The organism is Bacillus cereus (genome assembly GCF_007678085.1).
Classification (GTDB): domain Bacteria; phylum Bacillota; class Bacilli; order Bacillales; family Bacillaceae_G; genus Bacillus_A; species Bacillus_A cereus_BE.
The window spans coordinates 558,683-585,622 of sequence record NZ_VEDW01000002.1 but is presented as its reverse complement, the minus strand read 5'-3'; the positions used below and the strand labels follow the sequence as shown (position 1 = coordinate 585,622).

Here is a 26,940-nt window from a genome sequence, read left to right as displayed (position 1 = left end):
GCTTCTTTTTCTCATGAAAAAAGAAACTCTATACGAATATGTACAAGCTACGTACTCATATATTTCGATAGAAGAACGTGTGAAGGAGGATAACTCGATGAACCTCATTAAACAACTTGTAAATAAAAAATTAAATCATATTTCCACAAAAGAGTTATTGAAATATAGCAAAGAATATGAAGTTTCTATTACGACTGCACAAGCTGATCAAATTGTTTTACTTATGAAAGGAAAGAATATTAACATTTACGATAATAACGAACGACTAGAGCTCTTAAAACAAATAGCAAAAGTAACCTCCCCTGCTACTGCCCAACAAGTAAATACTTTATTTCAACAACTACTAAAATAAGGAGGGGAAAATCCCCTCCTTATTGCTTATTGCGCTTTAATTTTCTCAAGAATCCCTTCATCAAATGCACCATTTTTCAGCATTTCGATTTCTAATTTATATGGCGGCTTCTTATCTTTTTTATCTTCACCTACATATGGCGTTTCAAGAATTTTTGGTACGTGCATTAACTGCGGGTGATGCACAATATGATGCAACGCTTTATAACCGATATGACCGAAACCGATATTTTCATGACGGTCCTTTCCTGCGCCGCGTACATTTTTACTATCATTAATATGAAGTACTTGCAAACGATCAATACCAACAATCTTATCAAATTCATTTAATACGCCGTCAAAATCATTTACAATATCATATCCTGCATCGTGCGTATGACACGTATCAAAGCATACTGATAATTTTTCATTATATTTTACACCATCAATAATCTTTGCAATTTCTTCAAAGCTACGACCGCATTCTGTTCCTTTTCCTGCCATCGTTTCTAACGCAATGTTAACCGTCTGATCTGGCGTTAATACTTCATTAAGCCCTTTAATAATTTGTTGAATACCAGCATCTGCTCCTGCACCAACGTGCGCACCTGGGTGAAGAACGATTTGTTTCGCCACACCTAATGCCGATGTTCTTTCAATTTCCATACGAAGGAAGTCTACACCTAATTGGAAGGTTTCTGGCTTCGTCGTATTCCCAACATTAATAATATATGGAGCATGTACGATAATTTCCTCAATACCGTTTAGTTCCATATGTTTTCTTCCTGCTTCTATGTTCAATTCTTCAATTGGTTTTCTTCGTGTGTTTTGCGGTGCACCTGTATAAATCATAAACGTCGTTGCACCGTATGAAACAGCCTCTTCACTTGCTGCTAATAACATTTTCTTACCACTCATGGAAACATGAGATCCAATCTTTAACATACAATCACCTCTTCAATATACAATAGATATAATGATAGCATAATTTGTAGAAATATGTAGTGAATTGTTTGTTCCTAAAACACTACGCAAATTGTAACTAGCTACAGCGCAACTTTAATCAGTGTTTTTCCATTCCCACTGATTATTATCCCGCAAATAGCCGGATAAAAAAAGATAAGGGGGCTCCCCTTATCTTTTTTTATTGCTATATTTTTTCTTCACTTTGTCACGTTCTGTTGCAAGTTTACGTTTATAGTTTGGTTTTACTTTTTTCGGCTTTTTAATAACTTTCGTTGCCATAACGTCAAGTTCATCATTTGGTTTTTTACGGCTCTTACGACGACGACGTTCACCTAAATCCGCCCACTCATCTCCGCGTAAATCTACATGCTTGAACTCAATATGACGTTGTTTTTCTAAACTATCTAACGCTTCTTCGTTTGCTGGATCATAAATCGTCACTGCAATACCTGAATGCCCTGCACGCGCTGTTCTTCCAACGCGGTGAACGAAGAAATCTAAATCTGATGGAAGTTCGTAGTTAATAACATGACTAATTCCTTCAATATCGATACCACGTGCTGCTAAATCAGTTGCAACAATATATTGGAATTCAAGATCACGAATTTGTTTCATCATTTTTTTACGATCACGCGGTGATAAATCTCCGTGAATTCGCCCAACTTTTAAGCCACGTTCCATTAATCCGTCAGCAACCTGATCCGCCATCTTCTTCGTATTCGTGAAAACAACTGCTAAATATGGTTTAAATTGTAGCAACATTTTGTTTACTAAATCGATTTTGTTACGATGTTTAGAAGGTACTAAATAATGCTCAATATTTCCAGCCGCAACTTGTTTTGGATTGATATGAATATGCTCTGGATTCTCCATATATTTCTTCAGAAACGGTTTTAGTTTTTGAGGAATTGTTGCTGAGAAAACTAGCATTTGCAAGTTTTTAGGCATGCGTGCTGCAATTTTGTCTACATCATGAATGAATCCCATATCAAGCATTAAGTCTGCTTCATCGACAATAATAGTATTTGCTTTATGAACAAATAGTGCTTGTTCTTCTACTAAGTCTTTAATACGTCCTGGTGTTCCAACTACAATATGAGGTTGTTTTTTCAACTTTTCAATTGATCGTTGTTTATCAGTTCCACCAATTAAACAACGTGCTGTAATCATTTGATCTTCCGCACAAAACTTTGTTAATTTCACGATTTCTTCGTAAATTTGTTGTGCTAACTCACGAGTAGGCGCTGTAATAACAAGTTGTACTTCTTCACGACTTGCATTAATTCTGTTCAATGTAGGAAGTAAGTATGCATGTGTTTTCCCAGAACCTGTTTGGGATTGTCCAATTACACTTACACCTTTTTTCACGACTGGGAAAATTTTCTGTTGAATTCCTGTCGGCTCTGTAAAGCGTAGTTCACGAACTGCATCTATTAAAAATGGTTTAAAATCATACTGTGTAAAAGTTTGTTGTGTCATAAGTTACACCTTCTTTCTAAATTTCTACTGCGCGCACAAATCAGTCAAGTCTACATTATATCGAAATCTACAAGTAAAATCCATCTTTAGTTTAGGTTTTTCCTTCAAAAACTAACCTTCTTCCCCCTTATTGCATATTGTATGTGTATATACCTAACTGAAGAAAGGAGGATTTCTCACATGTTTCCAAAATCCCCCACAAGGCAAATGTATCCGAATCAAGGGCGGCAACCTTATACGCCATATCCAATTCCACAGCTACCACCGATGGCACAAAAAAAGAAAGGGTTCCTTGCTAAACTCTTTAAAAAACACGATCCAACCGAGCCTTTCATGCAAATGGTTCCACCTTATCGACAAATGGAAGGACCACCGCCAATGATGCATCAGCACCAGCAACCGCCGCCTCAATATCAACAGCACTACCAACAGCAATACCCGCCGCACTACTCCCAGCAATATCAACCATACATGCAGCAGCATCCAGAGCAAATGATTCCCCCTCAAATGTACGAATCAAACGAAACGCGCGGCGGTGCAGCAACTACAGCAGCATCAAGTAGCGGCATCGGCAGTTTTTTTGCAAATTTAATTTCGAATCCAACTAATATGATTAACAATATCGAAAAAGTATCCCAAGTCGTTCAATCTGTAAGTCCTGTCGTCGAACAGTACGGTCCTATTATGCGTAACCTACCAAGCATTGTTAAAATCCTCACCGCTGGCAAAAGTACGGAAGAAGATTCAACTGAAAATCAGGCTGAAGACATAACAGAAAAGGTTGAGGCAGCAACTCCGCCTCCTCCGCAAAAAAAAAGAAAAAGAAAAAAAATAGTGATTGAGCCAGTCATAGAAAAAGAATTAAGAGAGGAGCCTGTTCAAAAAATAGCAACAAAACCAAAACTATATGTGTAACAATCCTTTGTTTTCTATCCACTCCTCCTTTATAATGTAAAAGACTATGCACAAAAGTATCCCTTGTTTAGAAGGAGAGGATTACTCATATGAAAATTGTTAAAATTTCCCCTCGTGGTTATTGCTACGGTGTTGTGGACGCGATGGTTATTGCACGTAACGCCGCATTAGATACATCATTACCAAGACCTATTTATATTTTAGGTATGATTGTTCACAACAAACATGTAACAGATGCATTCGAAGAAGATGGCATCATCACATTAGACGGACCAAGTCGATTAGACATTTTAGATAAAATCGATTCTGGTACTGTTATTTTCACTGCACACGGTGTTTCTCCAGAAGTTAAACAACGTGCAAAAGAAAAAGGTTTAACAACAATCGATGCCACTTGCCCAGATGTTACAAAAACACATGACCTTATTGAAGCAAAGAAAGCTGAAGGTTACCATGTCATTTATATCGGCAAAAAAAATCATCCAGAACCTGAAGGCGCAGTTGGTATTGCACCTGACATCGTTCATCTTATCGAAAGAGCTGATGATTTAAAAACATTAGAAATTCCAACGGATAAAATTTTAGTTACAAATCAAACAACGATGAGCCAATGGGATGTTCAACATTTAATGGAGGACATTCAGAAGAAATTCCCAACAGCAGAATTTCATAAGGAAATTTGTTTAGCAACTCAAGTGCGCCAAGAAGCTGTTGCTAAACAAGCTGATGTTGCAGACTTAACAATTGTTGTCGGTGATCCGAAAAGTAACAACTCAAACCGTTTAGCACAAGTATCACAAGAAATCGCTGGTACGAAAGCATATCGCGTTGCAGATGTAAGTGAAATCAAATTAGAATGGCTACAAGGTGTAGAAAACGTAGCTGTTACAGCAGGTGCTTCTACTCCAACGCCAATTACGAAAGAAGTTATCGCTTTCTTAGATCAATATGACCCAATGAATCCCGCTACATGGGAGAGAGTTCGAAAAGTACCGTTACAAAAAATATTACCTCGTGTAAAAGTGAAAAAAGAACAATAATAAAAACCGTTGCCTATATGAGCAACGGTTTTTATTTTTCTTATACAAATGTAAATGGATCTGTATGTAACTGCGAAGCATGAATGTGTACATTGAGTTTCTTTGCATCCACTTTTTCTTGTAATTGCTTTTGTACACCCTTCTTCATTACTTTTTCAACGTTATGTCCTGGGTCGACTATATTTAAACCGAGCATCATCGCATCATGAGCAACATGGTAATACATGTCACCTGTTACATATACATCCGCTCCTTTAAACTTAGCTTGGCTCATGTATTTGTTACCATCGCCACCAAGTACAGCTACTTTGCGCACTTTATCATCTAATTTCCCAACAACTCGCGCACCCTTTACATCTAATGATTGCTTTACATGTTCCGCAAACTGTCCAAGTGTCATTTCTTCTTGTAAATATCCTATTTTTCCAAGCCCTAACGTTTCACCTTTGTTATCAAGTGGATACACATCATATGCTACTTCTTCATATGGATGTGCCGTTACCATTGCTTTAATCACTTTTCGCTGTAGTGAAGCTGGAATAATCGTTTCGATTCGCACTTCTTCTACACGTTCTAACCGTCCAGTTTCCCCGATATAAGGATTTGTCCCCTCTTGAGGTACAAACGTGCCTGTACCCTCACTACTAAACGTACAGTGGCTATAATTGCCGATATGACCAGCACCTGCGTCTCCCAATACCTTTCGTACTTCTTCTGCATGAGTTACTGGCACAAACACAACAACCTTTTTCATTTCTTCTGCATATGTCGGTGCCAAAACTTCTGTATCTTGCAATCCTAACGCATCAGCAAGTAAATCATTTACCCCGCCCTTAGCAACATCCACATTTGTATGCGCTGCATAGATTGCAATATCATTTTTAATACATGTTTCAATAATTCTTCCGTACGCTTTATCTGTATGAATCGCTTTTAACGGATTAAAAATTAAAGGGTGATGCGCAATAATGACATTCGCTCCTAATTGAATTGCTTCCTCCACAACTTCTTCCGTTACATCTAACGCAATCAATACGTGCTGTACAGGTTTATTAAGCGCTCCAATCTGCAGGCCAATCTTATCTCCTTCCATCGCCAAATGCTTCGGATACATACTTTCAAATAAAGAAATAATTTCATGGCCGTTTGGAATTTTACTCATGATAAAACCTCCTCTATCATTTTCATTTTCGCTTCTACTTCCGCACGCTTCGCTTTTGTTTCTTCAGAATCAGCCGCACGTTCTAACTGCTTTAAAATATTTTGGAAGTTTTTCAATTCTCCTTCCCATTTTTCAACGAAAGCTTCACTTTTTTCTTTTATTAAAAATGGCCCCATAAACAATTCCGCTTGTTTATTTTCAGAATAAGGCACCGTGATGTCTCCACGCTCTCCTACTATAATCTCGTAAATTTTCCCATCTTCTTTTACGATTTTTTCATGGATAAGCTCCCATCCATTCTCAATAAACCATTCACGAATGTGGTGCGCTGCAATATTCGGCTGTAGAATTAAACGCGTTACCCCTTCTAATTTGTCTTTACCACTTTCTAAAATGTCACGAATTAACGCTCCGCCCATTCCAGCAACCGTAATTACATCTACTTCTCCTGGCGCTATAACAGCTAATCCATTCCCTTTACGCACATCCACTTTATCTTGTAAGCCACTTTCAGCTACGGTTGCTTGAGCAGATCGAAATGGTCCATCCACAACCTCTCCAGCAACTGCCTTAGTAGCAATATTATTTATTATTGTATAACACGGTAAATACGCATGATCTGATCCAATATCAGCAACTGTAGATCCTACTGGTATCTCACGTACAACTTCTTCTAATCGTTTTGAAAGCTTTACTTCATTCATGTATTTCCATTACTCCTTCTCTTGTCAGTCTGTCTCCATGATAATGAATTTATAGTAGTTGTTGCAAGCCCATAACAACAATTCAGTTCTCTATCACTCATCGTATTTTAGAAAATATAGAAAAACAAGCCCTTTGCATAAGCAAAAGACTTGTCATACGAAACTTTATTTTTTCTTCGATAACCAATCAGCTACTTTAGCGGCTTGATCAGCTGGAACTAAATTAGGTGGCATGTTTCCTTTACCTTTCGAAATAACTTCTTGAATCTCTTCTTTCGAAAGTTTTCCACCAATTTTTTGTAAATTAGGTCCTACTGCCCCTTGTAATTGATCACCGTGGCAGCTCGTACAGCTTTGCTTCACAATATCCTCTGGCTTTGATGCTGTTTGCGCTGGCTTCCCGCCATTTTTTGCATCAGCTAACTCTTTAGATTTATTTAGCCCCTGAAATGAAAATACAAACATAACGATAATACCTAATGCTGCAATAAGAGCGAACGGAATCAGCGGATTACGTTTCATATCTCTCCTCCCCCCTCTATACCCCTAAATAGTTAGATGATTCAGTCATTTCCATTGTACTTGAAAACGCTCTATCAGAAAAGAGTAAACTACTAATCGTTAAAAATATTCCATAAATTCAGTTTATTGTTTTTTATTGTTATATCGCTTATTATTTCGATAATTATTAACGTTTCTCATCATATTTTTCACTTTTCTACATATATTTTTGTATAGAATAAACAAAATTAATCGAAAAATCGAAAAATGAGCATTTGCAAATCAAAAGACAATTCTGTAAAATAAATTACAAGAAATTGTAATCGTTGCCGATAGCTAAAGTTTAACAAAAGTTAACAAAATAAAAAAGTTTACTTCACAAAGGTGAAGTAAACTTAAAAAGAACCTATTCTAAGAAATCCTTAAGACGCTTACTACGGCTTGGATGTCTTAATTTACGAAGTGCTTTTGCTTCAATTTGACGGATACGTTCTCTCGTTACGCCGAATACTTTCCCAACTTCTTCAAGCGTACGAGTTCGTCCATCATCTAAACCAAAACGAAGACGCAGAACATTTTCTTCACGATCTGTTAGTGTATCTAACACATCTTCTAATTGTTCTTTTAGCAATTCATACGCTGCATGGTCCGCAGGCGATGTTGCTTCTTGGTCTTCAATAAAATCACCTAAATGGGAGTCATCTTCTTCACCAATTGGTGTTTCAAGAGAAACTGGCTCCTGTGCAATTTTTAAGATTTCGCGTACTTTTTCTGGAGCAAGATCCATTTCTTCACCAATCTCTTCTGGAGATGGTTCGCGTCCTAAATCTTGTAATAATTGACGTTGTACACGAATTAACTTATTAATCGTTTCAACCATATGAACTGGGATACGAATTGTTCTTGCTTGGTCTGCAATCGCACGTGTAATTGCTTGGCGAATCCACCAAGTTGCATACGTACTAAATTTGAAACCTTTACGATAATCGAACTTTTCAACCGCTTTAATTAGACCCATATTCCCTTCTTGGATTAAGTCTAAGAAAAGCATACCACGGCCCACGTAGCGCTTTGCAATACTTACTACAAGACGTAAGTTTGCTTCTGCAAGACGACGTTTCGCTTCTTCATCGCCTTCTTCAATACGCGTTGCAAGTCGAATTTCTTCTTCTGCAGATAGTAAATCTACACGACCAATTTCTTTTAAATACATACGAACAGGATCGTTGATTTTAACTCCTGGTGGTACACTTAAATCATTGAGGTCGAATTCTTCTTCCGATTTTGCTATTTGGCGATTATTCGGGCCTTCGTCGTTGTCATTGTCGCCAACTAAGTCAATCCCTTGTTCACCTAAATATTCATAGTATTCATCCATATGATCGGATTCAATTTCAAACCCATTCATGCGTTCTGCAATCTCTTCATATGTAAGAACGCCACGTTTTTTTCCGAGCTCAGTGAGTTGCTCTTTCACTTGCTCAAGGGTCATTTCAGTTTCAATTTGTTTAGAACGAGCTGGTTTGTCAGCCATCTGTTCCCCTCCTTACGCGAGATACAAACATTCATTATACTAAAAATTTATCAAAAAAGCTATTTTCTCGCTTTTTGATTTTGTAAATATGCTACATAATATTTAGCAGCCTCTACAGGATCTGTTTTTTCCATTTGTTTTATCTTAAAGATGATTTCCGTCTTTTCAAGTTTTTCTTGATGACGTCTAAGTGTCTCCAAATGGCCTTGTAACACTTCTTCTGTGTATTCTGGATTAATAAATTCATCCGTCGAAATATCAGTGATAATATTTTTCAACTTTTCATCAGAGAGCCAACTTAAAAATGTTCCGACTGAAGGTTCATTTCCCTTTTCATAATATGCGTATAGTTCATATAAAATCCCTTTATGTTCTTCTGTGTGAAAATCTTCTATGTGGGATTCCATACGAACAGCCACTTCTGGACTTTGCAACATATGGTAAATAATTTCTCTTTCTGCCCTTTCAAAACCTGTTAACTTCGGTTTTGTTTGAACAATTTGAGATGGCTTAGAAACCTGCTTTACTTGTTTTTGCTGTACCTTTTGTTCTTTGCGATATTGGTGCAATTGATTCAAAAGTGTTTCCATTGAATACGAAAATTCTTGCGATAACGACTTCAAATATGATTCTGCCTGCATCGCATCCTGTAGCAACGATAACTCTTTTAAAACACTTTTCACATATTCTTCTTTGCCAGACTCATCTTGCAAATTTTTCCCTAAACGCAAATAATTTATTTTAAAACCAACAAAACTTATACTTGATTTCACAAGATTTTCAAAAGCAGTTGTCCCATATTGCTGCACATATTCATCAGGATCAAGCTTATCTGGCAAGGATGTGACTTTCACTTGGCAACCAACTTGCAACAATAATTGCCCTGCTTTCATCGTTGCTTCCCGCCCTGCTTTATCACCATCATAGCAAAGAACAACAGTTTCAACGTTACGTCGCAGAAGTTTTGCTTGTTCTTCAGTTAAAGCTGTTCCCATTGTCGCAACAGCTTCCTCCACACCACTTTTTACCGCAGCTAGTACGTCGGCATACCCCTCAAAAAGGACCACTTGCCCACGTTTTCTAATAAACGGCCTCGCTTGATGGAAGTTATACAACAATTTACTTTTATGAAAAATCGGTGTTTCAGGGCTATTTAAATACTTGGGAGTGTCATCTCCTAACGCCCTTCCACTAAACGCTATCACTTTACCTTGTAACGTATAGATCGGAAACATAACTCTTCCACGGAAGCGATCATAATGGCTACCATCCTTCTCGCTTCTTATGAGAAGACCAGCTTGTTCCATACTAGACAGCGATAAACCTCTTTTTTGTAAAATTTTCGTTGCTGCATCCCAAGCAGGTGACGCATAACCAATTTCAAACTTCTCAATCATTTCTTTCGTAATACCACGTTTTAACAAATACGAAAGTGCTTCATTTCCTTCTTCTGTATTTACTAATAAATGATGATAATACTTTTTCAAAAGTTCATGAGCCTGTTGCATGATGACAGTGTCATCAGATATGTCTTCTTGTTGTCCTTGTCCTGATGTATACTCTGCAACCGCAATTCCATTTCTTTCACCTAGCTTTTGAACAGCCTCGGTAAAAGCCAGTCCTTCCATTTTCATTAGAAAGGAAAATACATTTCCACCTTCTCCACATCCGAAGCAATGAAAAATTTGCTTATCAGATGAAACAGAGAATGAAGGAGAATTCTCACCATGAAATGGACAAAGGCCGAAATAGTTACGCCCCTGTTTTCTAAGTTGAACGTATTCACCAATTACTTCTACAATATCCGATGACGTCCGAATCTGTTCAACAACTTCTTCGGGAATTCTGTTCCCCATAAATCCATCTCCGTGTCGTATTTTGTATTCGATATAAATTAAAAAATTCCTTTATAATTCGACAATATTTTTTCTAAACTTATTAGAAAGTGTTGTCGATCACGTTATCAAACGATTTTGTAGGCCTTTTTCTGCGTAATTTCGCAGATACGTACCTACTATATAAAATTGTATCCATTTGCTCATCTGTTACAAATGTACCTCCTAGAGACAATACATATACATTTTTTTACAAGAAGACTAGCAAGTACCATATCCTATGTGATCACGAGATCTGTTTCTTTTGCATGTTGATACATATAAAAAATCAACTTTAACTTATTCAGTATCTACATAGATCCAATTTTCCTTGCTGCTTCCTTAAACGATGAGCATACGATGTGACAAACAAAATTTCGACATGAACTTTCGTTCCAACTTGCACAATTTTCAGCATTCACAGGATATGCACCTACATCAACTAATACGATATTGATGTTTTGCATATTTCTGTATTCTACATCCCTTCTGCGAATCCTTCCATAATGTGCGTTTTCTTGTATAGATTTTGTCGATTTAACGTAATTACATGTCTTTTCGTAAATCCTATCCCTAGTTTATTCTGAAAAATTAAAGTCTAAACGTAAAATATAGGTTTTTATCACAATTTTTTATTATAATATATTTTCTTCAACTACGCTACATATCCCTTTATTTTTTCATCTTCTATTTCAGGATAAAGAAACCGTGCCTTTAGCATAATAAAAAGACAGAAGAATATAAGTATAACCACTCCGCTATAATCTATTACGAAATCAACAGGCATTGTGTTTCTCACGAGCGAAAAAAGCACATTCACCTTTGGTAAATGTGCTAAAACATTTTTTGGTTTTGCACTGCATTCACAATAATGTTGGCTGTTTCTTCAATCGCTTTATTCGATACATCAATTACTTGACAATTTATTTTACTAACTACATTCTCAAAGTGATCAATTTCTTCTTTAATACGATTAATATTGGCATATGTTGCACCGTCACTTAGTCCAAGTGATTTCAATCGCTCTTTTCGAATATGATTCAACTTATCTGGCGTAATTTTCAAACCGAAGCATTTTTCTTTAGCCACTTGATATAATTCTTCAGGCGGATCTACTTCTGGTACGAGTGGTACATTAGCAACTTTCAAGCGTTTGTTATGAGCTAAATATTGAGAAAGTGGTGTTTTTGATGTGCGTGAAATACCAATCAATACGATATCTGCTTTTAAAATACCACGTGCGTCTCTACCATCATCATACTTTACAGCAAACTCAATCGCTTCAATCTTTTTAAAGTATTCTTCATCTAATCTACGAACAACACCCGGCTCATATCTCGGCACTTGCCCTGTAATTTCTTCAATTTGATCAATTAGAGGCCCGATAATATCATATGCTTCTACGCCCTCTTTTGCAGCCTCTGTCACTAAATACTGACGCATGTCAGGCTTTACTAACGTAAAACAAATAAGCGCTTGATTGCTCTTAGCAATCGAAATCACTTCTTTTAATGTCCCTGTATCTTCTACATACGGTACACGTCTAATATCAGGAGCAAATGGGAATTGCCCCATTGCCGCTCGAACAACCAAATCAGCCGTTTCTCCAACAGAGTCAGATACGACATATACGATTTTATTATCCATTACATTACCTCACTTTAAACAAATTACACTTATTCGTTATTTACTAAGTTTACAAACGCACGTGTAATATTTGTTTTTGTAATTCGTCCAATCACTTCTAAACCTTGTTTCGTATCTTTTACAACTGGCATCGCGTCAATCTGTCTTTCTATTAATTCCATCGCAATATCATATAAAGAATCTTCTCTACGACACATCGCAATATTTGGCATCCTTGTCATGATAATATTAACCGGAAGAGAGGTTAAATCCTGCTTTCCTAGGCTAGCTCGTAATAAATCTTTACGAGATACAACGCCAACTAATAGAGTCGATTGATCTACAACGAATAATGTACCTACGTCCTCTAAAAACATAGTACAAATCGCATCGTATACTGATACATTTTTATCAATTACAACTGGTCTAGATTGATAATCTTGTACTTTAATTTTCTTAACAGCTTCAGATAATAGCTGCCCCCCAGTTTTACCCGTATAAAAATAACCTACGCGTGGACGCGCTTCTAAATAACCAGCCATCGTTAAAATTGCTAAGTCTGGTCTTAGCGTTGCACGTGTTAATCCCAATTGCGCAGCAATTGACTCCCCTGTAATAGGACCGTGATCTTTTACAATCTGAATGATATGTTCTTGCCGTTTATTCAGCTCTATGATAATCACCACCTTTAATGCACAACGAAAAAAGTTATACTATCTCTTAAATATTATATACTAAATATGCTATTCGAAAAAGATAGGATGTAAAAAGGACCGTATACGGCCCAAAATTATATTTGAAACTTATCAAGTTGTTCTAAGAAACGTCTTGATTTCAAATAAATCCCGCAATATTCATCATAATATGTATTCAATACTAAACGCATTTGTTTTTTTGTGCTATCCTTCACTGATACATTGCCAAGTCTATGTAAATCGAAGTGGTAGAAAAGACGTAACAATTTATGAACAGCTTCCCCCACTGGTATGCGATACTGGTCTTGCTCAGCATGACGCGAGCACAGAAAACCGCCTTCCCGAACAGAGAAGGCGACAAAATCTGTTTCTTGATGACAAATCGCACATGTATCAAAGTACGGGCGCATCCCTAATACCGGAAGCATTTTCGTTTGATAAATTAATGATAATACTTCTGGATCAACACCCTCACACATATAATGCAACGTTTGATATAACATTTCAAATAAATATGGATTATGTTTTTTATCTTCTGTTGCTTTATCAGTTAACTCAATAATAAATGATGCATAAGCAGTTAAAAATATATCCTCGCGAATTTCTTTCATAGTTGAAATAATCTCGCCTTGTTGCAAAGTTCCAAGTCCAGATCCCATTTGAATAAGAAAATTACCATGTGTCATAAGTTGCGAAACAGATGCTAACCGGCTTTTCGGTTTTTTCGCTCCTCTTGCCATTGCACTTACCTTACCCAATTCTCTTGAGAATATTGTAACAATCTTGTTCGTTTCTCCGTAATCTGTCGTACGGATAATGATGCCCTCAACTTTTTGAAACATGTTCGTCACCATCCAAGGTTTGAACAAAACGGGTCAAGAAATTGGAGAGTCTAGATGCGCTAGCTCCTCTTCATGTTGATCCATCTCATCGTTTACGTCTTTTTCCATTTCTTTCAAAAGCAAGTACGTTTCAATGCTTCCTGTTTTGGAGAAAAACTTCCAGGTAAAATCTAGCATAAGAATCCACCTTTCTCAATAAGCGTAGCCTATAAACCAATTTCCTTTGTTGTTATTAAATTGACCCATTTTGTCCATTTTCATGTGAGAAAAATTTTTCCTAATTTATCAAAACTCATAAAAACCAATAATCAGCGGATGAACAAAACATCCGCTGATTACAGCTTTACTCTATTTTAGTACTCGTCTTCGCGGAAACCAAGGTCACGAAGCTGAGACATTTTATTACGCCAATCTTTTTGCACTTTTACCCATACTTCTAAAAATACTTTAGAACCAAGTAATGCTTCAATATCAAAACGAGCTCGCTTACCAACTTCTTTTAACATCTTCCCTTGTTTTCCGATAATAATCCCTTTTTGCGATGGACGTTCCACAACAATCGTTGCATTGATATAAACTGCCCCGCCTTCGCGTTTTTGAATTGCATCGATAACAACAGCCACAGAATGCGGCACTTCTTCACGTGTTAAATGTAGTACTTTCTCACGAATAAGCTCTGCAATAATAAATCTCTCTGGGTGATCCGTTACTTGATTATCTGGATAGTATTGTGGTCCTTCTGGTAAATACTTTTTAATTGTTCCAATTAAAGCGTCCACATTATTACCGTCTAATGCAGAAATTGGTACAATCTCTGCAAACTCATGTAGTTTGCGGTATTGATCAATTAACTCTAATAATTGCTCTGGATGAAGTTGGTCGATTTTATTAATTACTAAAAATACTGGTTGTTTCGTTTCTTTTAATTTCTCAATGATAAATTCCTCACCACGACCAAATCCTTCAACCGCATTGACCATAAACAGAACAATATCAACTTCTTTTAATGTCGTTTGAGCCATCTTCACCATGAAGTCGCCTAATTTATGTTTAGGTTTATGTATTCCTGGTGTATCAATGAAAATTACTTGTGAATCATTTTCTGTATATACGCCTTGAATTTTATTACGAGTTGTTTGTGGTTTGTCACTCATAATGGCAATTTTCTGGCCGATAATACGATTTAAAAATGTAGATTTCCCAACATTCGGTCTGCCAATAATAGAGACAAAACCTGATTTATAACCTTTTCTATTCATGTAAATCCTCCGCTAAAAATGCTCCTGGTAACAACTCTCCGACTGTCGTCTCTTGAACGTCACCATGTAGATTTGATAGGTATACTTTCGTATCCTGTTTACATAATTCTACCATAACTTGTCGACATGCTCCACAAGGAGGTACTGGACGCTTTGTGTCCGCCACAATCGCGATAGCTACAAACTCTTTATCTCCTTCAGAAACCGCCTTAAATAAAGCTGTTCTTTCTGCACAATTACATAAGCCATATGATGCATTCTCAACATTACATCCACGATATACTTTTCCATCTTGTGTTAATAATGCTGCACCTACTTGAAATTTAGAATATGGTACGTACGCTTTTTTACGCGCTTCGATTGCTTCTTGAATTAATTGTTCACTATTCATATTCCCGCATCCTTCCTGTTCACAGCTGTGAATAGATACACTCTCTTATTAAAGGCCTTTACGGCACTTTCAAAGCTTAATAAAAGCTTTGGAATGCAACTATACCACATACGGTAAAAAGATAATAGCACCAATTATAACGGCTATTATCGCAAACAATAAAACTGCTCCCGCTGCGACATCCTTTGCAATTTTCGCAAACGGATGTATATCGGTAGTCGCTAAATCTACTGTTTTTTCCACAGCCGTATTTACCATTTCTAAACTCATTACAATTCCTATTACAATAAGTAATATCATCCACTCTACTTTCGTAATATGGAAATAAAAGCCGCAGCATATAACAATGACTGCGGCTAAATAATGAATTTTCATATTTCGTTCATGACGAAGACAAAAGAATATACCTGCTATAGCATATCCAAAACTATTTATAAGTTTTCCTTTTTTCATCGACCTAAGCCAAATGCCTCTAAAATTTCTTTTTGTCTTCCAAACATTTCTTTTTCATCCTCTTCTGTCATGTGGTCATAACCAAGTAAATGTAAAAAGCCATGTAACGCTAAAAAGCCAAGTTCACGATCAAAAGAATGCCCATACTCTTCAGCTTGTTCTTTCGCTCTCGGAATAGAAATAATAAGGTCGCCTAACATACGTGGCATCTCTGCACCTACAATTTCCATTTCTCCTTCTCCCATTTCTTCCATAGCAAATGAAATGACATCAGTAGGCTGATCCTTATCTCGATAATCACGATTAATCTCGCGAATGCGTTCGTTATCTACAAATGTCACTGATAACTCCGCACCAGCCTCTATTTTTTCAATTTGAGCCGCTGTTCCTAATATCTCACGAATTAAATTCACATATTCTTCTTTCACTTCTTCTGTTTCATCAATGAAATCAATTAATAAACTCATTCTTTCTCCTTCTCTTCCGGTGGTTCCGGATATGTAATACGCGAATGGAAAATACCATTTAACGTTTCACATAACGTTTTTCCAACGATTTGTAGTTCCTTAAACGTCAAATCACATTCACTAAATTGCCCATCTTGCAAGCGATCTTTAATAATACTTTGTACTAAATTATTAATTTGATCTGGCGTTGGGTGATTCATAGAACGTACCGCCGCCTCAACGCTATCAGCAATACCAACGATTGCCGATTCTTTAGAAGTTGCTTTTGAGCCCGGGTAACGGAACATCTCTTCTGTATATTTTTCTTTATCTTCTTTAATCGCCTTATAATAAAAATATTTAAGCAGTGTTGTACCATGGTGTTGTCCAGCAATATCGATAATTTCTTGCGGAATATGGTATTCTTCGAGCATTTTTACTCCATCTGTTACATGGGCAATGATAATATCTTTACTTGTCACAGGATCTAATTTATCATGTGGATTTTCAATTCCCATCTGGTTTTCAATAAAGAATTGCGGTTGTACTGTTTTCCCTACATCATGATAATACGCCCCTACACGTGCTAATACACCATTTGCTCCAACCGCTTCACAAGCTGCCTCAGAAAGATTCGCTACCATTACACTGTGGTGATATGTTCCTGGCGCTTCTAACAAAATTCTACGCAAAAGCGGATGATTCGGACTTGATAGTTCCATAAGCTTCATGCTTGATACAATTCCAAGTCCACTCTCTAAATATGGTAATATCCCCATAGCTAAAACGGATGAGATAATTCCTGAAACGGAAGCCATCAATAATTGCGTTCCAATTTCAAGAGGTGAAAAATTCCCATTACGTAATAATAATAGCGCCGCTAAGACGACTACATTTAAGATAGAAACGAGTATACCAGCTTGCAAAATCATCGTACGACGATTTTTTTCTCTTAAGAAAATGCTTACTGATAATGAACTTAATAACACATAAATACCTACACTATAATTCAGTGTGCTTGTTACCCCTTCATTGAACATAATACTTCCGCACACAGAAAAAATCATACTTGTTAAAAATACAAATCGATCGCCAATCATTAGTTTTACAAGTATTGTTCCCATCGCAACTGGGACAACATACGCAATCCCTGCATATTCAAGCTTTTGAAACAAACTAATCGTTTTCATTAAAACAATCGTGATAGACAAAATTGTAATATACGCTAAAATATACGGTCTATCTTCTCTTTTACGCTGTAAAAATACTTCAAACTGCTTATGCATAAAGTACAGTAACACACCGATGAGCACTGCTAATCCAACATAAGGCTGAAAACTATTACCTTTCTCTAATAAACCAACTAATTTCAACTGATTATACATATCACTTGAAATTGTTTCACCTTCTCTAACAATAACTTGTCCTTGAAGAATATAAACCGGTGGAACTAAATCTTCTTCCGCTTTCTTCTTCTCTTTCGTTACAGCCGGATCATAAAAATAATTTGCTGTAATCGCATATGATCCTAGCGCATTCACAGCTTCCTTCAATCCGCTATTCACATTGAGGCTTTTCATTTCATTAACAAACCGCTCTTTTGCTGCTATTTCTTCGGACATTTTAATATTTCCACCCATAATAACACTAACAGACGTTAAAGCCGCGTTCTTTGCTAATTCTAATTGATCCGGTTCTGCATTAATAAAGTATAATAAATTCTCATCAGATAATTCCTTTGTTAAATTAGACGGCAACTTCTTCTTCAGCTTTTCTAATTTATTTGCATCGGTCATCTTTTTTTGCTCTTCAGGTCCAGCAGCTTTCATTTCTTGAATTACTTCATTTACCTTGGCAAAAACATCATTTACAATATCTACTCTATTTTGTTTATATTCACTTCTATATGTATATTGATCCCCAACTTTTTGAGCGGCCTCTTGTTTTTTTCTGTCCGTTATAACCTTATCTTCAATTTTAATAGGAGAATGAATTGTTTTTTTTGCAATAGAATACATATCAACATCTAATTGCTCTGGTTTTACATTATTCATAAGTGCAAAAAACAGCACTGCCCCTAATAAAACGTAAGAAATCCAACTTAGTTTTTTCGAATGTTGTAAATTACGAAACCACTTAGAAATTTCTTGAGATCTTAACATGATTTCAATACCTTCTCCTCTCCAGAAATAAAGTGAAACTATTTATAGCTTTCATTTCTTCTAGTCAACGATACCTTTAGGTAATATTTTGATACACCAGTACCTATAGTTTATTTCTCTTATCTTTTATGATAGTAAAAAATATGTCGTTCGCCAACCTTAATACAAAAAGAAATGATCCTGACAAATAGGATCATTCCATTTTATCATATGCCTCAATAATACGTTGCACCAGTGGATGCCTCACAACGTCCGTTTGTTCTAACGTAATGAACGAAAGACCTGATACACCAGATAAAATGTTAGAAGCTAGCGAAAGCCCTGATTTTACCCCTTTTGGTAAGTCTACTTGTGAAGGGTCCCCTGTAATAACCATTTTAGAACTAAAACCCAATCTTGTTAAAAACATTTTTATTTGTGCACCCGTTGTATTTTGCGCTTCATCTAAAATAACAAATGAATCATCAAGCGTACGCCCTCTCATATAAGCAAGAGGCGCGATTTCAATTACACCTCGTTCCATCATACGCTGCGTATATTCTTGTCCAAGAATATCGTGCAATGCATCATACAATGGACGTAAATACGGATCTACCTTCTCTTTCAAATCTCCTGGTAAAAAACCTAAACTTTCTCCAGCTTCTACAGCCGGTCTCGTTAAAATAATTTTCTTTACATACCCTTGCTTTAAAGCTCTCACAGCCATTACTACAGCTAAGTATGTTTTCCCAGTCCCAGCAGGTCCTATTCCAAATACAATATCATTCTTCTTCATTGCATGAATATATCTTCTTTGCCCCATTGTTTTTACACGAATGGATTTACCTTTTGCCGTTTTAAAGATTTCTTCTTCATATAACTCTTCAAATTGAGCAATTTTCCCTTGTTGTGCGAGCTGAATTGCATACGCAACATCTCTTTCTGCAATCGATACACCTTTTCGAATAACAACAAGTAATTGCTGTAAGATTTTTTCTACGAGTGTCACAGTTTCAACTGCTCCAGATGCATGAACAGTTTCACCTCTTGTTACAATCGATACATTCAGTTCCCGTTCAATTACTTTCAAATGAGCATCATTGACTCCAAAAAGAGCGATTGCTTCGTTAGTATTTTCCAATTGTTGGTTCATTTCTACTAATTGTTCTGCCATTACTCAGTCTCCTTGAATATCGGATTCGGATATTGGTTGTGACTCTGCAATATTTTCGATCACAGTATAATGCAATGTGACTTTTAGTTGATCCGCCTCAACCTCTTTACTCAAAATCTTATCACTTACAATCATAGCATGTTCATCCAATTTTTTCTTTAGTTCTTTTTCAGCCATCTCTTTCGCTACTTTCATTGCCTGTTTTTCTGTATATTCTCGATTTGCTTCTTCCTCTTCTCGCACGATATCTTTTTCGTACGCGATCGGCAGTGTAAAACCAAATAGTTTCACATCATGTTTTACACTTTCCGTACGAGAGCGTTTATACTTATCATGTTGAAATCCCCATATTTTTATTTTCACACTTCCAAATGTAAGGTAATGCTCATTATACGTATTGCCAGTATATACTTGAAATTGTGTCTTTAGCGGCACATTCACCTGAGATGTGTACCACGTTTCTCCATATACAATACCTTTCGCCGAAACAATCGTCGGACTCTCCTCATTACCATATATCCCTGATACGAGAAGTTGTCCTTTTTCTACATGGTCATTTTTTAAAACGACTGGTTTTCCTACTTCAACAAATGTTTTTGTAACAATTGCTTCTTTTTTAGCCACTAAATTTTGCGGCCTTTGTTCCTTTTCTTTTTTCGGTTCGTTTTTTTCAACAATTTTAAAATGGTACGTCGTTCCTCTTATTTCTAGTCCCGCCCAAGTAATCGCATTAATATTATCTGTCAAATGACGTTGTACATCTTCTACACTAGGCATTTGGAATTGTAATTTCCCTTTTTTAATACCCATTTTGTCCAATTCTTTCAACAATATATATTCTGTTTCAGGTTTTGCTCCTGTAATTTCAATTTTCCAAACCATATTCGATAATGCAATCATACCAAAAAAGAAAATTAAAAAACCAATTAAAAATCCACTATTTTTAATTAAACGCTTATTCAAAAAAGGAAAACCGTAACGCCCAATAAAATATAGTTTACATTCATTTTTTCTATAAATCGGCTTAATTTTTTTCACATCTCGTAATAGCATACAAAAAACTAACGTTTCATCAGCAATTTTCTTAACGTCCCAAACTAATAATTTCCTACGTACACATTCGTTAACGAACCGCTCTGCTCCTCTACCTTCAATTCGTACTTTTACATACCCAAGCCACTTTATAAACCATTTATTTTTCATCTACTACCTTCACTACCTTTCCCAAAGTAGACACACTACTTTTCACTTTAATTAGTAAAATAGCTCGTACGAAAATGAAATAAAGAGTTTTATTTTCCATAAATAGCGAGAATAAACTAAATAGTAGGGTCAAATTGTTAGAATAAAGAAGAAAAACTTCACATACGGAAGTTTCCCTCACTTCTCTTTCTGTTCGTTTTCCAAAAACGTCACTTGCTCAATTATCCCTTCAAGCAAAAGTTCTTCTGGAAGGATTGTCTTAATAACAAAGGATTGCCCCTTAATTAATAATTGACCATGCTTTAACAACAATCTTACTTCTTTATCTGAAAATACTAATAAACCTCGATGATTTTCTATATAGATATGCACTTGCCCAACAAGCGTGATCCGAGGTAGATCCATTAGCACATCCACTGGCAGGTCTATTTGCTTCGTTAACCAATTCTTCATTTGTTCTAATTTTTTCATCTCAAAAGACCCCCTCTCATCCCATATGTATGAAAAAAGAGCTTGTAATATCACGTCCAAACTGAAAAAAAGCATAAAAAAACGTCTCATACGAAATGAGACGTTTTTTTATGCTAATAGCTGGATAACCAGCTTATTCACAAGTGATCCGTCTGTTTTACCTTTTACTTTCGGCATAACAGCAGTCATCACCTTACCCATATCTGCTTTAGAAGTCGCACCAACTTCAGAAATAACTTGCTTGATTACCTCAACCAGGTCTTCTTCAGTTAATTGCTCCGGCAAATATGCGCTTAAAATCTGAATTTCACTTTGCAGTTTATCAACAAGGTCTTCACGACCAGCTTTTTTAAATTCAAGGAGGGAGTCCTTATACTGTTTTACTTCACGAGCTAAAACTGTTAATTCCTCTTCTTCAGTAAGAGTATGTTGCAGTTTAATACCTTCATTTTGTAAAGCAGCCTTAACCATACGAATGACGGTTAATTTTTCTTTTTGTTTATTCTTCATCGCTTGTTTCATATCATCGTTTAAACGACCGAGAAGACTCATAACTTACACCCTCTCTTAGAATTTACGCTTTCTTGCCGCTTCAGATTTCTTCTTACGTTTTACACTTGGTTTTTCATAAAACTCGCGCTTTCTTGCTTCAGCAAGTGTACCAGTTTTAGAAACCGATCTTTTAAAACGGCGAAGTGCATCCTCCAAAGACTCGTTTTTACGAACGACTGTTTTTGACATTCTCTTTCCCTCCCTCCGAAACATCACACTTACATACTAACTTCAGCATGCAAAAAGAAACACTTCTTCAGCATGTCTTTTACGATTATAATACATTTTATCACTTCAGGTCAACTATTTGGCAGAATAAAAGAAGAATAGATGCTCTTCCTTTTTCAAAAACTATGCAGATAGCTGTTATCCTTTCTCCTGAAGACAACTATATTTTTGTCATGACACCTTTTTTCATATAGCAATATACGACACAACTACGCATTTCGTACATTTTCAGTACTTAACTTCTCCACTAAAAAAGAAAGCATGCAAATCGTTTCCGTTTGCATGCTTTTTTACCCACTATTTACCAGGCAGTAAGACCCCCACCTCAAAATTCAGCCAAAACAAAGAAGTTAGGTGGGGATCGTGCCGCCCGTAAAAGCCCGATTGGTGAAGGCTAATAATCAGCGGGGGATTCATCCCCCGCTGATTAAAATTTCACTTTATGCGCTTGCTGATTCTTTTTTTACATCATCTTCAAGAACACGAACAAATTGCGCTTCGTTATATGGATAACCAGCTTTCGTGATTTTCACTTTCACTAGTTTACCAATTAATTCTTCTGAACCCTCAAATACAATTTTCAAGTAGTTATCTGTATAACCTACATATAACCCTTCACGGTCGCCCTCTTTAAATTGTTCTTCTGGAATAATTTCAAGTACTTCTCCTTCAAACTGTGACGCATACTCTTTCGCTAATTGATTAGATAGTTCAATTAAGCGGTGAACACGATCGTTCTTCACATCTTCAGGAACTTGATCTTCCATACGCGCTGCAGGTGTTCCTGTACGTTTTGAGTAAGGGAACACGTGTAACTCAGAGAAGCGGTTCTCTTTAATGAAATTGTATGTTTCCATGAATTCTTCTTCCGTTTCACCTGGGAAACCAACGATTACGTCCGATGTAATCGCAAGGCCTGGTAACGCTTCTTTCAAACGATCTAAACGCTCTTGGAAAAATTCCATCGTATACTTACGACGCATACGCTTTAATACAGTATTAGATCCAGATTGCAACGGAATGTGTAAGTGACGCACAACTACTTCTGACTTATCTAACACTTCAATTACTTCATCTGAAATCTGACTCGCTTCAATAGAAGAAATACGAAGACGTTTTAATCCGCCTACTTCCGCTTCCATATCACGAAGTAATCCAGCTAAATTATAATCTTTAATATCTTCGCCGTACCCACCTGTATGAATACCTGTTAAGACGATTTCTTTATAGCCTGCATCTACTAATTGCTGTGCTTGTTTAATAACTTCTTTTCCATCACGAGAACGCATTAAACCGCGTGCCCAAGGAATAATACAGAATGTACAGAAGTTATTACAGCCTTCTTGTATTTTTAAAGATGCACGTGTACGATCCGTGAAATAAGGTACATCCAGTTCTTCGTATACACGTGTTTTCATAATGTTGCGGACAGCATTAATTGGTTGACGCTCTTTGCGGAATTCTTCGATGTATCCTAACATCTTTTCACGATCCTGTGTACCAACTACAATATCTACACCTGGAATCGCCATAATTTCCGCTGGAGATGTTTGTGCGTAACATCCCGTTACACAAATAACCGCATCCGGGTTTTGACGAACAGCACGTCTAATAACTTGACGACTTTTCTTATCTCCCGTATTCGTTACTGTACATGTATTAATAACATATACATCAGCTTTCTTTTCATATTCAGTTCTTTCATATCCACCTTGCTTAAACAATTGCCAAATGGCTTCTGTTTCATAGTGGTTTACTTTACAACCTAACGTATGGAACGCAACAGTTGACATTGATCATCACCCCATCAATTCAAAATGATACGAAGCAGCACTTAACGCGTATAACGGCGCCGTTTCTGTTCTTAAAATTCTTGGTCCTAAACTACATGGTACAAATTTATGTTCACTAAGCGTAGTAATCTCTTCCTCCGCTAAACCACCTTCTGGTCCAAATACAATCAATAGTTTTTGACCTGGTTTCATCGTCGTTAAAGCTTTAGCAAAATTGGACTTCTCACCTTGTTTTGCTTCCTCTTCGTACGCAACGAGACATACATCATACTCATTACTCATTGAAAGCAATTGCTTAAACGATGCCGGAGCATGTACTTCTGGAATTTCGCTTCTATGCGATTGTTCCGCAGCTTCTTTCACAATTTTTCTTAAACGCTCAACTTTTTTATCAGCTTTTTTCGCATCCCATTTTACGATAGATCGAGATGCTTGAAATGGTAAGAATGCAGCTGCCCCAAGCTCAGTTCCTTTTTGGAAAATTAACTCTAGCTTGTCTCCTTTCGGCAGTCCACTTGCAATCGTCACGAAAACAGGAAGTTCACTTGACGCCTCTACCCATTCTACAATAGCCGTATTAATAAATTCACTGGTAATTTCATCAATTGAACATACTGCTGTTTTTCCGTTTACACAGCAGTAAATGTGATCACCAGCTGACATACGCATCACTCTTGCGATATGATGTACGTCATCACCTACAATGCGAATACTTGTCTCATTTACATATTTTTCTTCTACAAAATAACGTTGCATATAATCACCTTAGTAGAGTTTCGTTCCTTTCGTAAGTCAACACTTACGAAAAGAACGAAACGTTATCATTTTTCATATAACAAACGGCAAGTCCCTCACCTTATAGTGAGAGACTCCCCTTTTCATTATAGACTAAAATCTATATTACGCATTTCGTGCAATAATTGCTACCCAATCTTCCATTCGTAACACTTCTTCAATTGTAAATCCAGCTTTTTCTAACGCTTCAGAAATTACCTTTTCCTTCGCTGCAATAATGCCGGATGTAATAAATAATCCACCCGATTTCACAACTCTTGCTGCATCTTCAGGGAATAATAGAATAATTTCTGCTAATAAGTTAGCTACGATTAAATCAACAGGACCTTCAATGCCTTCTAAAAGACTATTTTGCCCAACAGACACGATATCATCTGTTTTATTTAAACGTACATTCATTTCTGCACTTTCAACTGCAACCGGATCTAAATCATACGCTTGAACAGAAGACGCACCTAATTTTGCCGCTGCAATACTAAGTACACCAGAACCTGTTCCTACATCAATGATAGTGTCACCTGGCTGAACTGTTTTTTCTAAAGCACGAATACACATCGTTGTTGTCGGATGAGTTCCTGTCCCAAACGCCATACCTGGATCTAATTCAATAATTTTTTCTTCCGGAGAAGATGGTGTATATTCTTCCCACGTCGGCACAATTGTGAATGTATCAGAAATTTGTACTGGATGGTAATATTTTTTCCAAGCGGTAGCCCAATCTTCTTCATTGACTTCGTTAACTGTAATATTTCCAGTACCAATTTCGATGTCGTAAGATGGAAGCATATCAATAGATGATTTTACACCTGCAATCGTTTCATGTAAAGAATCCGTTTGCGGGAAATATGCTTTTATTAATACACCTTCCGCCGGATATTCATCTGGGTTCAATGCATAAATTTCACCATATTGTTGCTCGCGCTCTTTCGTCAATTCCGCTGGATCCTCAATCGCAACTCCACTAGCACCAGCTTCATGTAAAATATGAGAGACAGCTTCTACTGCTTCTTCTGTTGTATGAATACTAATTTCTGACCATTTCACAATTTACCAACTCCATTTTTTATTTCCATTATTCCCCTTTGAAAGCACGTTTAAGCTTTCCAAATAAACTATCATCCTGCTCTTCTTGTCCCGCAAATTCACGTAATAAATCTTTTTGATGTGAAGTTAATTTCGTCGGTACAACAACACGAACGACTACATATTGATCTCCTTGACCGTATCCACGTACGTTCGGAGCACCTTTTCCTTTTAAGCGGAATTCTGTTCCTGTTTGTGTTCCTGCTGGAATTTTCAGCTTCACTTTCCCATGAACAGTAGGAACTTCCACTTCAGCACCAAGTGCCATTTGCGCAAATGTTAATGGCATTTCGCAAATAATGTGATCTCCTTCACGCTCAAAGAATTCATGATTTCTTACATGAACAACAACATATAAATCTCCTGCCGGTCCGCCATTTACACCCGCTTCACCTTTTCCAGATACACGGATTTGTTGACCATTATCGATACCTGCTGGAATTTTAACGTTGATTTTTTTACGTTTACGTACTTTACCAGAACCGTGACATGTCGTACATTTTTCTTTAATCATTTGACCAGTTCCTGAACAATGACCACAAGCTTGACGGTTTACGATACGACCAAATGGTGTATTTTGTTCTACACTTACTTGCCCTGAACCTGAACAATGTTTACATGTTTCTTTTGAAGTTCCTGGTTTCGCTCCACTACCTTTACAAGTATCACATGGATCTTCTACTGGAATCTCGACATTTAATTCTTTACCAAAAATAGCTTCTTCAAACTCTAAAGTAACTTGATATTGTAAGTCAGCACCTTGACGCGGAGCATTTGGATCACGACGTCTACCGCCACCGCCGCCAAAGAACGAACTAAAGATATCTTCGAAACCGAAGCCACCGCCGAAGTCTCCTCCGCCGCCAAAGCCACCGAAACCTTGATTTGCACCAGCATGACCAAATTGATCATATTGTGCGCGCTTTTGATCGTCGCTTAATACTTCGTATGCTTCTTGTACTTCTTTAAACTTTTCAATTGCATTTTCTTCTTTACTTACGTCTGGATGGTATTTTTTAGCCAAACGACGATACGCTTTTTTTATTTCATCTTTTGAAGCACCCTGGCTAAGTCCAAGGACCTCGTAATAGTCTCGTTTACTCATAAATTTACAACCCCCGAATCTTTCACATAAACGTAATTTTAACACCGAAAGAAAGTGCTTTGCAACAAAGTTTCCTCACTTACAGTATGCAAAGTTAAAAACTTAAGAACCTCACACTTTCCTTCTCATTCATGAAAAAAGCCAAAGCCAAGGCACGCTTGACTTTGACTTTTTGTCA

Annotated in this window: 28 protein-coding genes; 3 read left to right on the top strand and 25 right to left on the bottom strand. The window is 36.8% G+C overall.

Features of this window, described 5'->3' with window-relative positions; translation table 11 throughout:
• The first annotated feature begins 97 nt into the window (after nt 1-97).
• Nucleotides 98-352, top strand: a complete 255-nt coding sequence (locus tag FS742_RS12160) for a DUF2624 domain-containing protein (protein ID WP_097843966.1) — start codon at nt 98-100, stop codon at nt 350-352.
• Nucleotides 353-378: 26 nt separating this feature from the next.
• Here the strand turns inward: FS742_RS12160 and FS742_RS12155 are convergent, their stop codons facing one another.
• Nucleotides 379-1,275, bottom strand: a complete 897-nt coding sequence (locus tag FS742_RS12155; protein WP_144612574.1) for a deoxyribonuclease IV — start codon at nt 1,273-1,275, stop codon at nt 379-381.
• Nucleotides 1,276-1,464: 189 nt separating this feature from the next.
• On the bottom strand, nt 1,465-2,775 hold the full coding sequence (locus tag FS742_RS12150) for a DEAD/DEAH box helicase (RefSeq protein WP_048531209.1): 1,311 nt from the start codon (nt 2,773-2,775) through the stop codon (nt 1,465-1,467).
• Nucleotides 2,776-2,955: 180 nt separating this feature from the next.
• Between FS742_RS12150 and vrrA the strand changes: the two genes are divergently transcribed.
• Nucleotides 2,956-3,690, top strand: a complete 735-nt coding sequence (gene vrrA / locus FS742_RS12145; RefSeq protein ID WP_144612572.1) for a VrrA/YqfQ family protein — start codon at nt 2,956-2,958, stop codon at nt 3,688-3,690.
• Between the two features lie 89 nt (nt 3,691-3,779).
• On the top strand, nt 3,780-4,730 hold the full coding sequence (locus FS742_RS12140; RefSeq protein WP_048531213.1) for a 4-hydroxy-3-methylbut-2-enyl diphosphate reductase: 951 nt from the start codon (nt 3,780-3,782) through the stop codon (nt 4,728-4,730).
• 40 nt (nt 4,731-4,770) lie between these two features.
• Here FS742_RS12140 and FS742_RS12135 read toward each other — a convergent pair whose 3' ends face one another.
• The 23 genes from FS742_RS12135 to dnaJ all read right to left on the bottom strand — a co-directional run bounded on the left by FS742_RS12135 (nt 4,771) and on the right by dnaJ (nt 26,762).
• Nucleotides 4,771-5,892, bottom strand: a complete 1,122-nt coding sequence (locus FS742_RS12135) for a Nif3-like dinuclear metal center hexameric protein (protein WP_144612571.1) — start codon at nt 5,890-5,892, stop codon at nt 4,771-4,773.
• Nucleotides 5,889-6,596 (bottom strand): tRNA (adenine(22)-N(1))-methyltransferase, encoded by a 708-nt coding sequence (locus FS742_RS12130; RefSeq protein ID WP_144612569.1) that lies wholly within the window; start codon nt 6,594-6,596, stop codon nt 5,889-5,891. Before FS742_RS12130 ends, FS742_RS12135 begins: the two co-directional genes overlap by 4 nt.
• A 165-nt stretch (nt 6,597-6,761) precedes the next feature.
• On the bottom strand, nt 6,762-7,118 hold the full coding sequence (gene cccA / locus FS742_RS12125) for a cytochrome c550 (protein WP_000828148.1): 357 nt from the start codon (nt 7,116-7,118) through the stop codon (nt 6,762-6,764).
• Between the two features lie 385 nt (nt 7,119-7,503).
• On the bottom strand, nt 7,504-8,631 hold the full coding sequence (rpoD, locus tag FS742_RS12120; RefSeq protein WP_144612568.1) for an RNA polymerase sigma factor RpoD: 1,128 nt from the start codon (nt 8,629-8,631) through the stop codon (nt 7,504-7,506).
• A gap of 59 nt (nt 8,632-8,690) precedes the next feature.
• Nucleotides 8,691-10,487, bottom strand: a complete 1,797-nt coding sequence (gene dnaG / locus FS742_RS12115; RefSeq protein WP_144612566.1) for a DNA primase — start codon at nt 10,485-10,487, stop codon at nt 8,691-8,693.
• 852 nt (nt 10,488-11,339) lie between these two features.
• A complete protein-coding gene (locus tag FS742_RS12110; RefSeq protein ID WP_144612564.1) occupies nt 11,340-12,152 on the bottom strand; it encodes a pyruvate, water dikinase regulatory protein in 813 nt (270 codons plus the stop codon).
• A 29-nt stretch (nt 12,153-12,181) separates the two neighbouring features.
• Nucleotides 12,182-12,814 carry a transcriptional regulator CcpN gene (locus FS742_RS12105; RefSeq protein ID WP_000583758.1) on the bottom strand — a complete coding sequence of 211 codons (633 nt, stop codon included), beginning with the start codon at nt 12,812-12,814 and terminating at the stop codon, nt 12,182-12,184.
• 107 nt (nt 12,815-12,921) lie between these two features.
• Nucleotides 12,922-13,668 (bottom strand): DNA repair protein RecO, encoded by a 747-nt coding sequence (recO, locus tag FS742_RS12100; protein ID WP_144612562.1) that lies wholly within the window; start codon nt 13,666-13,668, stop codon nt 12,922-12,924.
• A 33-nt stretch (nt 13,669-13,701) separates the two neighbouring features.
• Nucleotides 13,702-13,845 carry a YqzL family protein gene (locus FS742_RS12095; RefSeq protein WP_000883924.1) on the bottom strand — a complete coding sequence of 48 codons (144 nt, stop codon included), beginning with the start codon at nt 13,843-13,845 and terminating at the stop codon, nt 13,702-13,704.
• A gap of 176 nt (nt 13,846-14,021) precedes the next feature.
• On the bottom strand, nt 14,022-14,927 hold the full coding sequence (gene era / locus FS742_RS12090) for a GTPase Era (protein ID WP_048531222.1): 906 nt from the start codon (nt 14,925-14,927) through the stop codon (nt 14,022-14,024).
• Nucleotides 14,920-15,318 carry a cytidine deaminase gene (locus tag FS742_RS12085; protein ID WP_144612560.1) on the bottom strand — a complete coding sequence of 133 codons (399 nt, stop codon included), beginning with the start codon at nt 15,316-15,318 and terminating at the stop codon, nt 14,920-14,922. Before FS742_RS12085 ends, era begins: the two co-directional genes overlap by 8 nt.
• A gap of 99 nt (nt 15,319-15,417) precedes the next feature.
• Nucleotides 15,418-15,771: a diacylglycerol kinase family protein gene (locus tag FS742_RS12080; protein ID WP_144612558.1), complete on the bottom strand. Its 354-nt coding sequence runs from the start codon at nt 15,769-15,771 to the stop codon at nt 15,418-15,420.
• The gene (gene ybeY / locus FS742_RS12075; protein ID WP_144612556.1) at nt 15,768-16,238 is read right to left on the bottom strand and encodes an rRNA maturation RNase YbeY; all 471 of its coding nucleotides are present in this window, start codon (nt 16,236-16,238) and stop codon (nt 15,768-15,770) included. The genes FS742_RS12080 and ybeY overlap by 4 nt, the downstream gene beginning before the upstream one ends.
• Nucleotides 16,235-18,379 (bottom strand): HD family phosphohydrolase, encoded by a 2,145-nt coding sequence (locus tag FS742_RS12070; protein WP_144612555.1) that lies wholly within the window; start codon nt 18,377-18,379, stop codon nt 16,235-16,237. The genes ybeY and FS742_RS12070 overlap by 4 nt, the downstream gene beginning before the upstream one ends.
• A gap of 193 nt (nt 18,380-18,572) precedes the next feature.
• Nucleotides 18,573-19,532 (bottom strand): PhoH family protein, encoded by a 960-nt coding sequence (locus FS742_RS12065; RefSeq protein ID WP_144612551.1) that lies wholly within the window; start codon nt 19,530-19,532, stop codon nt 18,573-18,575.
• A 3-nt stretch (nt 19,533-19,535) separates the two neighbouring features.
• Nucleotides 19,536-20,735, bottom strand: a complete 1,200-nt coding sequence (gene yqfD / locus FS742_RS12060) for a sporulation protein YqfD (RefSeq protein ID WP_144612550.1) — start codon at nt 20,733-20,735, stop codon at nt 19,536-19,538.
• A gap of 177 nt (nt 20,736-20,912) precedes the next feature.
• Entirely contained in the window at nt 20,913-21,206 is a 294-nt protein-coding gene (gene yqfC, locus FS742_RS12055) for a sporulation protein YqfC (RefSeq protein WP_144612549.1), read from the bottom strand.
• Nucleotides 21,207-21,314: 108 nt separating this feature from the next.
• Nucleotides 21,315-21,758: a GatB/YqeY domain-containing protein gene (locus FS742_RS12050; RefSeq protein ID WP_144612548.1), complete on the bottom strand. Its 444-nt coding sequence runs from the start codon at nt 21,756-21,758 to the stop codon at nt 21,315-21,317.
• Nucleotides 21,759-21,773: 15 nt separating this feature from the next.
• The gene (rpsU, locus tag FS742_RS12045; RefSeq protein ID WP_000048061.1) at nt 21,774-21,947 is read right to left on the bottom strand and encodes a 30S ribosomal protein S21; all 174 of its coding nucleotides are present in this window, start codon (nt 21,945-21,947) and stop codon (nt 21,774-21,776) included.
• A 479-nt stretch (nt 21,948-22,426) separates the two neighbouring features.
• Nucleotides 22,427-23,779, bottom strand: a complete 1,353-nt coding sequence (gene mtaB / locus FS742_RS12035) for a tRNA (N(6)-L-threonylcarbamoyladenosine(37)-C(2))-methylthiotransferase MtaB (RefSeq protein ID WP_000108686.1) — start codon at nt 23,777-23,779, stop codon at nt 22,427-22,429.
• Between the two features lie 6 nt (nt 23,780-23,785).
• On the bottom strand, nt 23,786-24,535 hold the full coding sequence (locus FS742_RS12030) for a 16S rRNA (uracil(1498)-N(3))-methyltransferase (RefSeq protein ID WP_144612546.1): 750 nt from the start codon (nt 24,533-24,535) through the stop codon (nt 23,786-23,788).
• 144 nt (nt 24,536-24,679) lie between these two features.
• On the bottom strand, nt 24,680-25,618 hold the full coding sequence (prmA, locus tag FS742_RS12025) for a 50S ribosomal protein L11 methyltransferase (RefSeq protein ID WP_097819253.1): 939 nt from the start codon (nt 25,616-25,618) through the stop codon (nt 24,680-24,682).
• A 28-nt stretch (nt 25,619-25,646) separates the two neighbouring features.
• Nucleotides 25,647-26,762: a chaperone protein DnaJ gene (dnaJ, locus tag FS742_RS12020; protein WP_000043953.1), complete on the bottom strand. Its 1,116-nt coding sequence runs from the start codon at nt 26,760-26,762 to the stop codon at nt 25,647-25,649.
• Between the last annotated feature and the right edge of the window lie 178 nt (nt 26,763-26,940).

Excerpts from the sequence above, each read along its gene's own strand:
- FS742_RS12160 (WP_097843966.1), top strand. The coding sequence starts at position 98 with ATGAACCTCATTAAACAACTTGTAAATAAAAAATTAAATCATATTTCC.
- FS742_RS12155 (WP_144612574.1), bottom strand. The coding sequence starts at position 1,275 with ATGTTAAAGATTGGATCTCATGTTTCCATGAGTGGTAAGAAAATGTTA.
- FS742_RS12150 (WP_048531209.1), bottom strand. The coding sequence starts at position 2,775 with ATGACACAACAAACTTTTACACAGTATGATTTTAAACCATTTTTAATA.
- vrrA (WP_144612572.1), top strand. The coding sequence starts at position 2,956 with ATGTTTCCAAAATCCCCCACAAGGCAAATGTATCCGAATCAAGGGCGG.
- FS742_RS12140 (WP_048531213.1), top strand. The coding sequence starts at position 3,780 with ATGAAAATTGTTAAAATTTCCCCTCGTGGTTATTGCTACGGTGTTGTG.
- FS742_RS12135 (WP_144612571.1), bottom strand. The coding sequence starts at position 5,892 with ATGAGTAAAATTCCAAACGGCCATGAAATTATTTCTTTATTTGAAAGT.
- FS742_RS12130 (WP_144612569.1), bottom strand. The coding sequence starts at position 6,596 with ATGAATGAAGTAAAGCTTTCAAAACGATTAGAAGAAGTTGTACGTGAG.
- cccA (WP_000828148.1), bottom strand. The coding sequence starts at position 7,118 with ATGAAACGTAATCCGCTGATTCCGTTCGCTCTTATTGCAGCATTAGGT.
- rpoD (WP_144612568.1), bottom strand. The coding sequence starts at position 8,631 with ATGGCTGACAAACCAGCTCGTTCTAAACAAATTGAAACTGAAATGACC.
- dnaG (WP_144612566.1), bottom strand. The coding sequence starts at position 10,487 with ATGGGGAACAGAATTCCCGAAGAAGTTGTTGAACAGATTCGGACGTCA.
- FS742_RS12110 (WP_144612564.1), bottom strand. The coding sequence starts at position 12,152 with ATGGATAATAAAATCGTATATGTCGTATCTGACTCTGTTGGAGAAACG.
- recO (WP_144612562.1), bottom strand. The coding sequence starts at position 13,668 with ATGTTTCAAAAAGTTGAGGGCATCATTATCCGTACGACAGATTACGGA.
- FS742_RS12095 (WP_000883924.1), bottom strand. The coding sequence starts at position 13,845 with ATGCTAGATTTTACCTGGAAGTTTTTCTCCAAAACAGGAAGCATTGAA.
- era (WP_048531222.1), bottom strand. The coding sequence starts at position 14,927 with ATGAATAGAAAAGGTTATAAATCAGGTTTTGTCTCTATTATTGGCAGA.
- FS742_RS12085 (WP_144612560.1), bottom strand. The coding sequence starts at position 15,318 with ATGAATAGTGAACAATTAATTCAAGAAGCAATCGAAGCGCGTAAAAAA.
- FS742_RS12080 (WP_144612558.1), bottom strand. The coding sequence starts at position 15,771 with ATGAAAAAAGGAAAACTTATAAATAGTTTTGGATATGCTATAGCAGGT.
- ybeY (WP_144612556.1), bottom strand. The coding sequence starts at position 16,238 with ATGAGTTTATTAATTGATTTCATTGATGAAACAGAAGAAGTGAAAGAA.
- FS742_RS12070 (WP_144612555.1), bottom strand. The coding sequence starts at position 18,379 with ATGTTAAGATCTCAAGAAATTTCTAAGTGGTTTCGTAATTTACAACAT.
- FS742_RS12065 (WP_144612551.1), bottom strand. The coding sequence starts at position 19,532 with ATGGCAGAACAATTAGTAGAAATGAACCAACAATTGGAAAATACTAAC.
- yqfD (WP_144612550.1), bottom strand. The coding sequence starts at position 20,735 with ATGAAAAATAAATGGTTTATAAAGTGGCTTGGGTATGTAAAAGTACGA.
- yqfC (WP_144612549.1), bottom strand. The coding sequence starts at position 21,206 with ATGAAAAAATTAGAACAAATGAAGAATTGGTTAACGAAGCAAATAGAC.
- FS742_RS12050 (WP_144612548.1), bottom strand. The coding sequence starts at position 21,758 with ATGAGTCTTCTCGGTCGTTTAAACGATGATATGAAACAAGCGATGAAG.
- rpsU (WP_000048061.1), bottom strand. The coding sequence starts at position 21,947 with ATGTCAAAAACAGTCGTTCGTAAAAACGAGTCTTTGGAGGATGCACTT.
- mtaB (WP_000108686.1), bottom strand. The coding sequence starts at position 23,779 with ATGTCAACTGTTGCGTTCCATACGTTAGGTTGTAAAGTAAACCACTAT.
- FS742_RS12030 (WP_144612546.1), bottom strand. The coding sequence starts at position 24,535 with ATGCAACGTTATTTTGTAGAAGAAAAATATGTAAATGAGACAAGTATT.
- dnaJ (WP_000043953.1), bottom strand. The coding sequence starts at position 26,762 with ATGAGTAAACGAGACTATTACGAGGTCCTTGGACTTAGCCAGGGTGCT.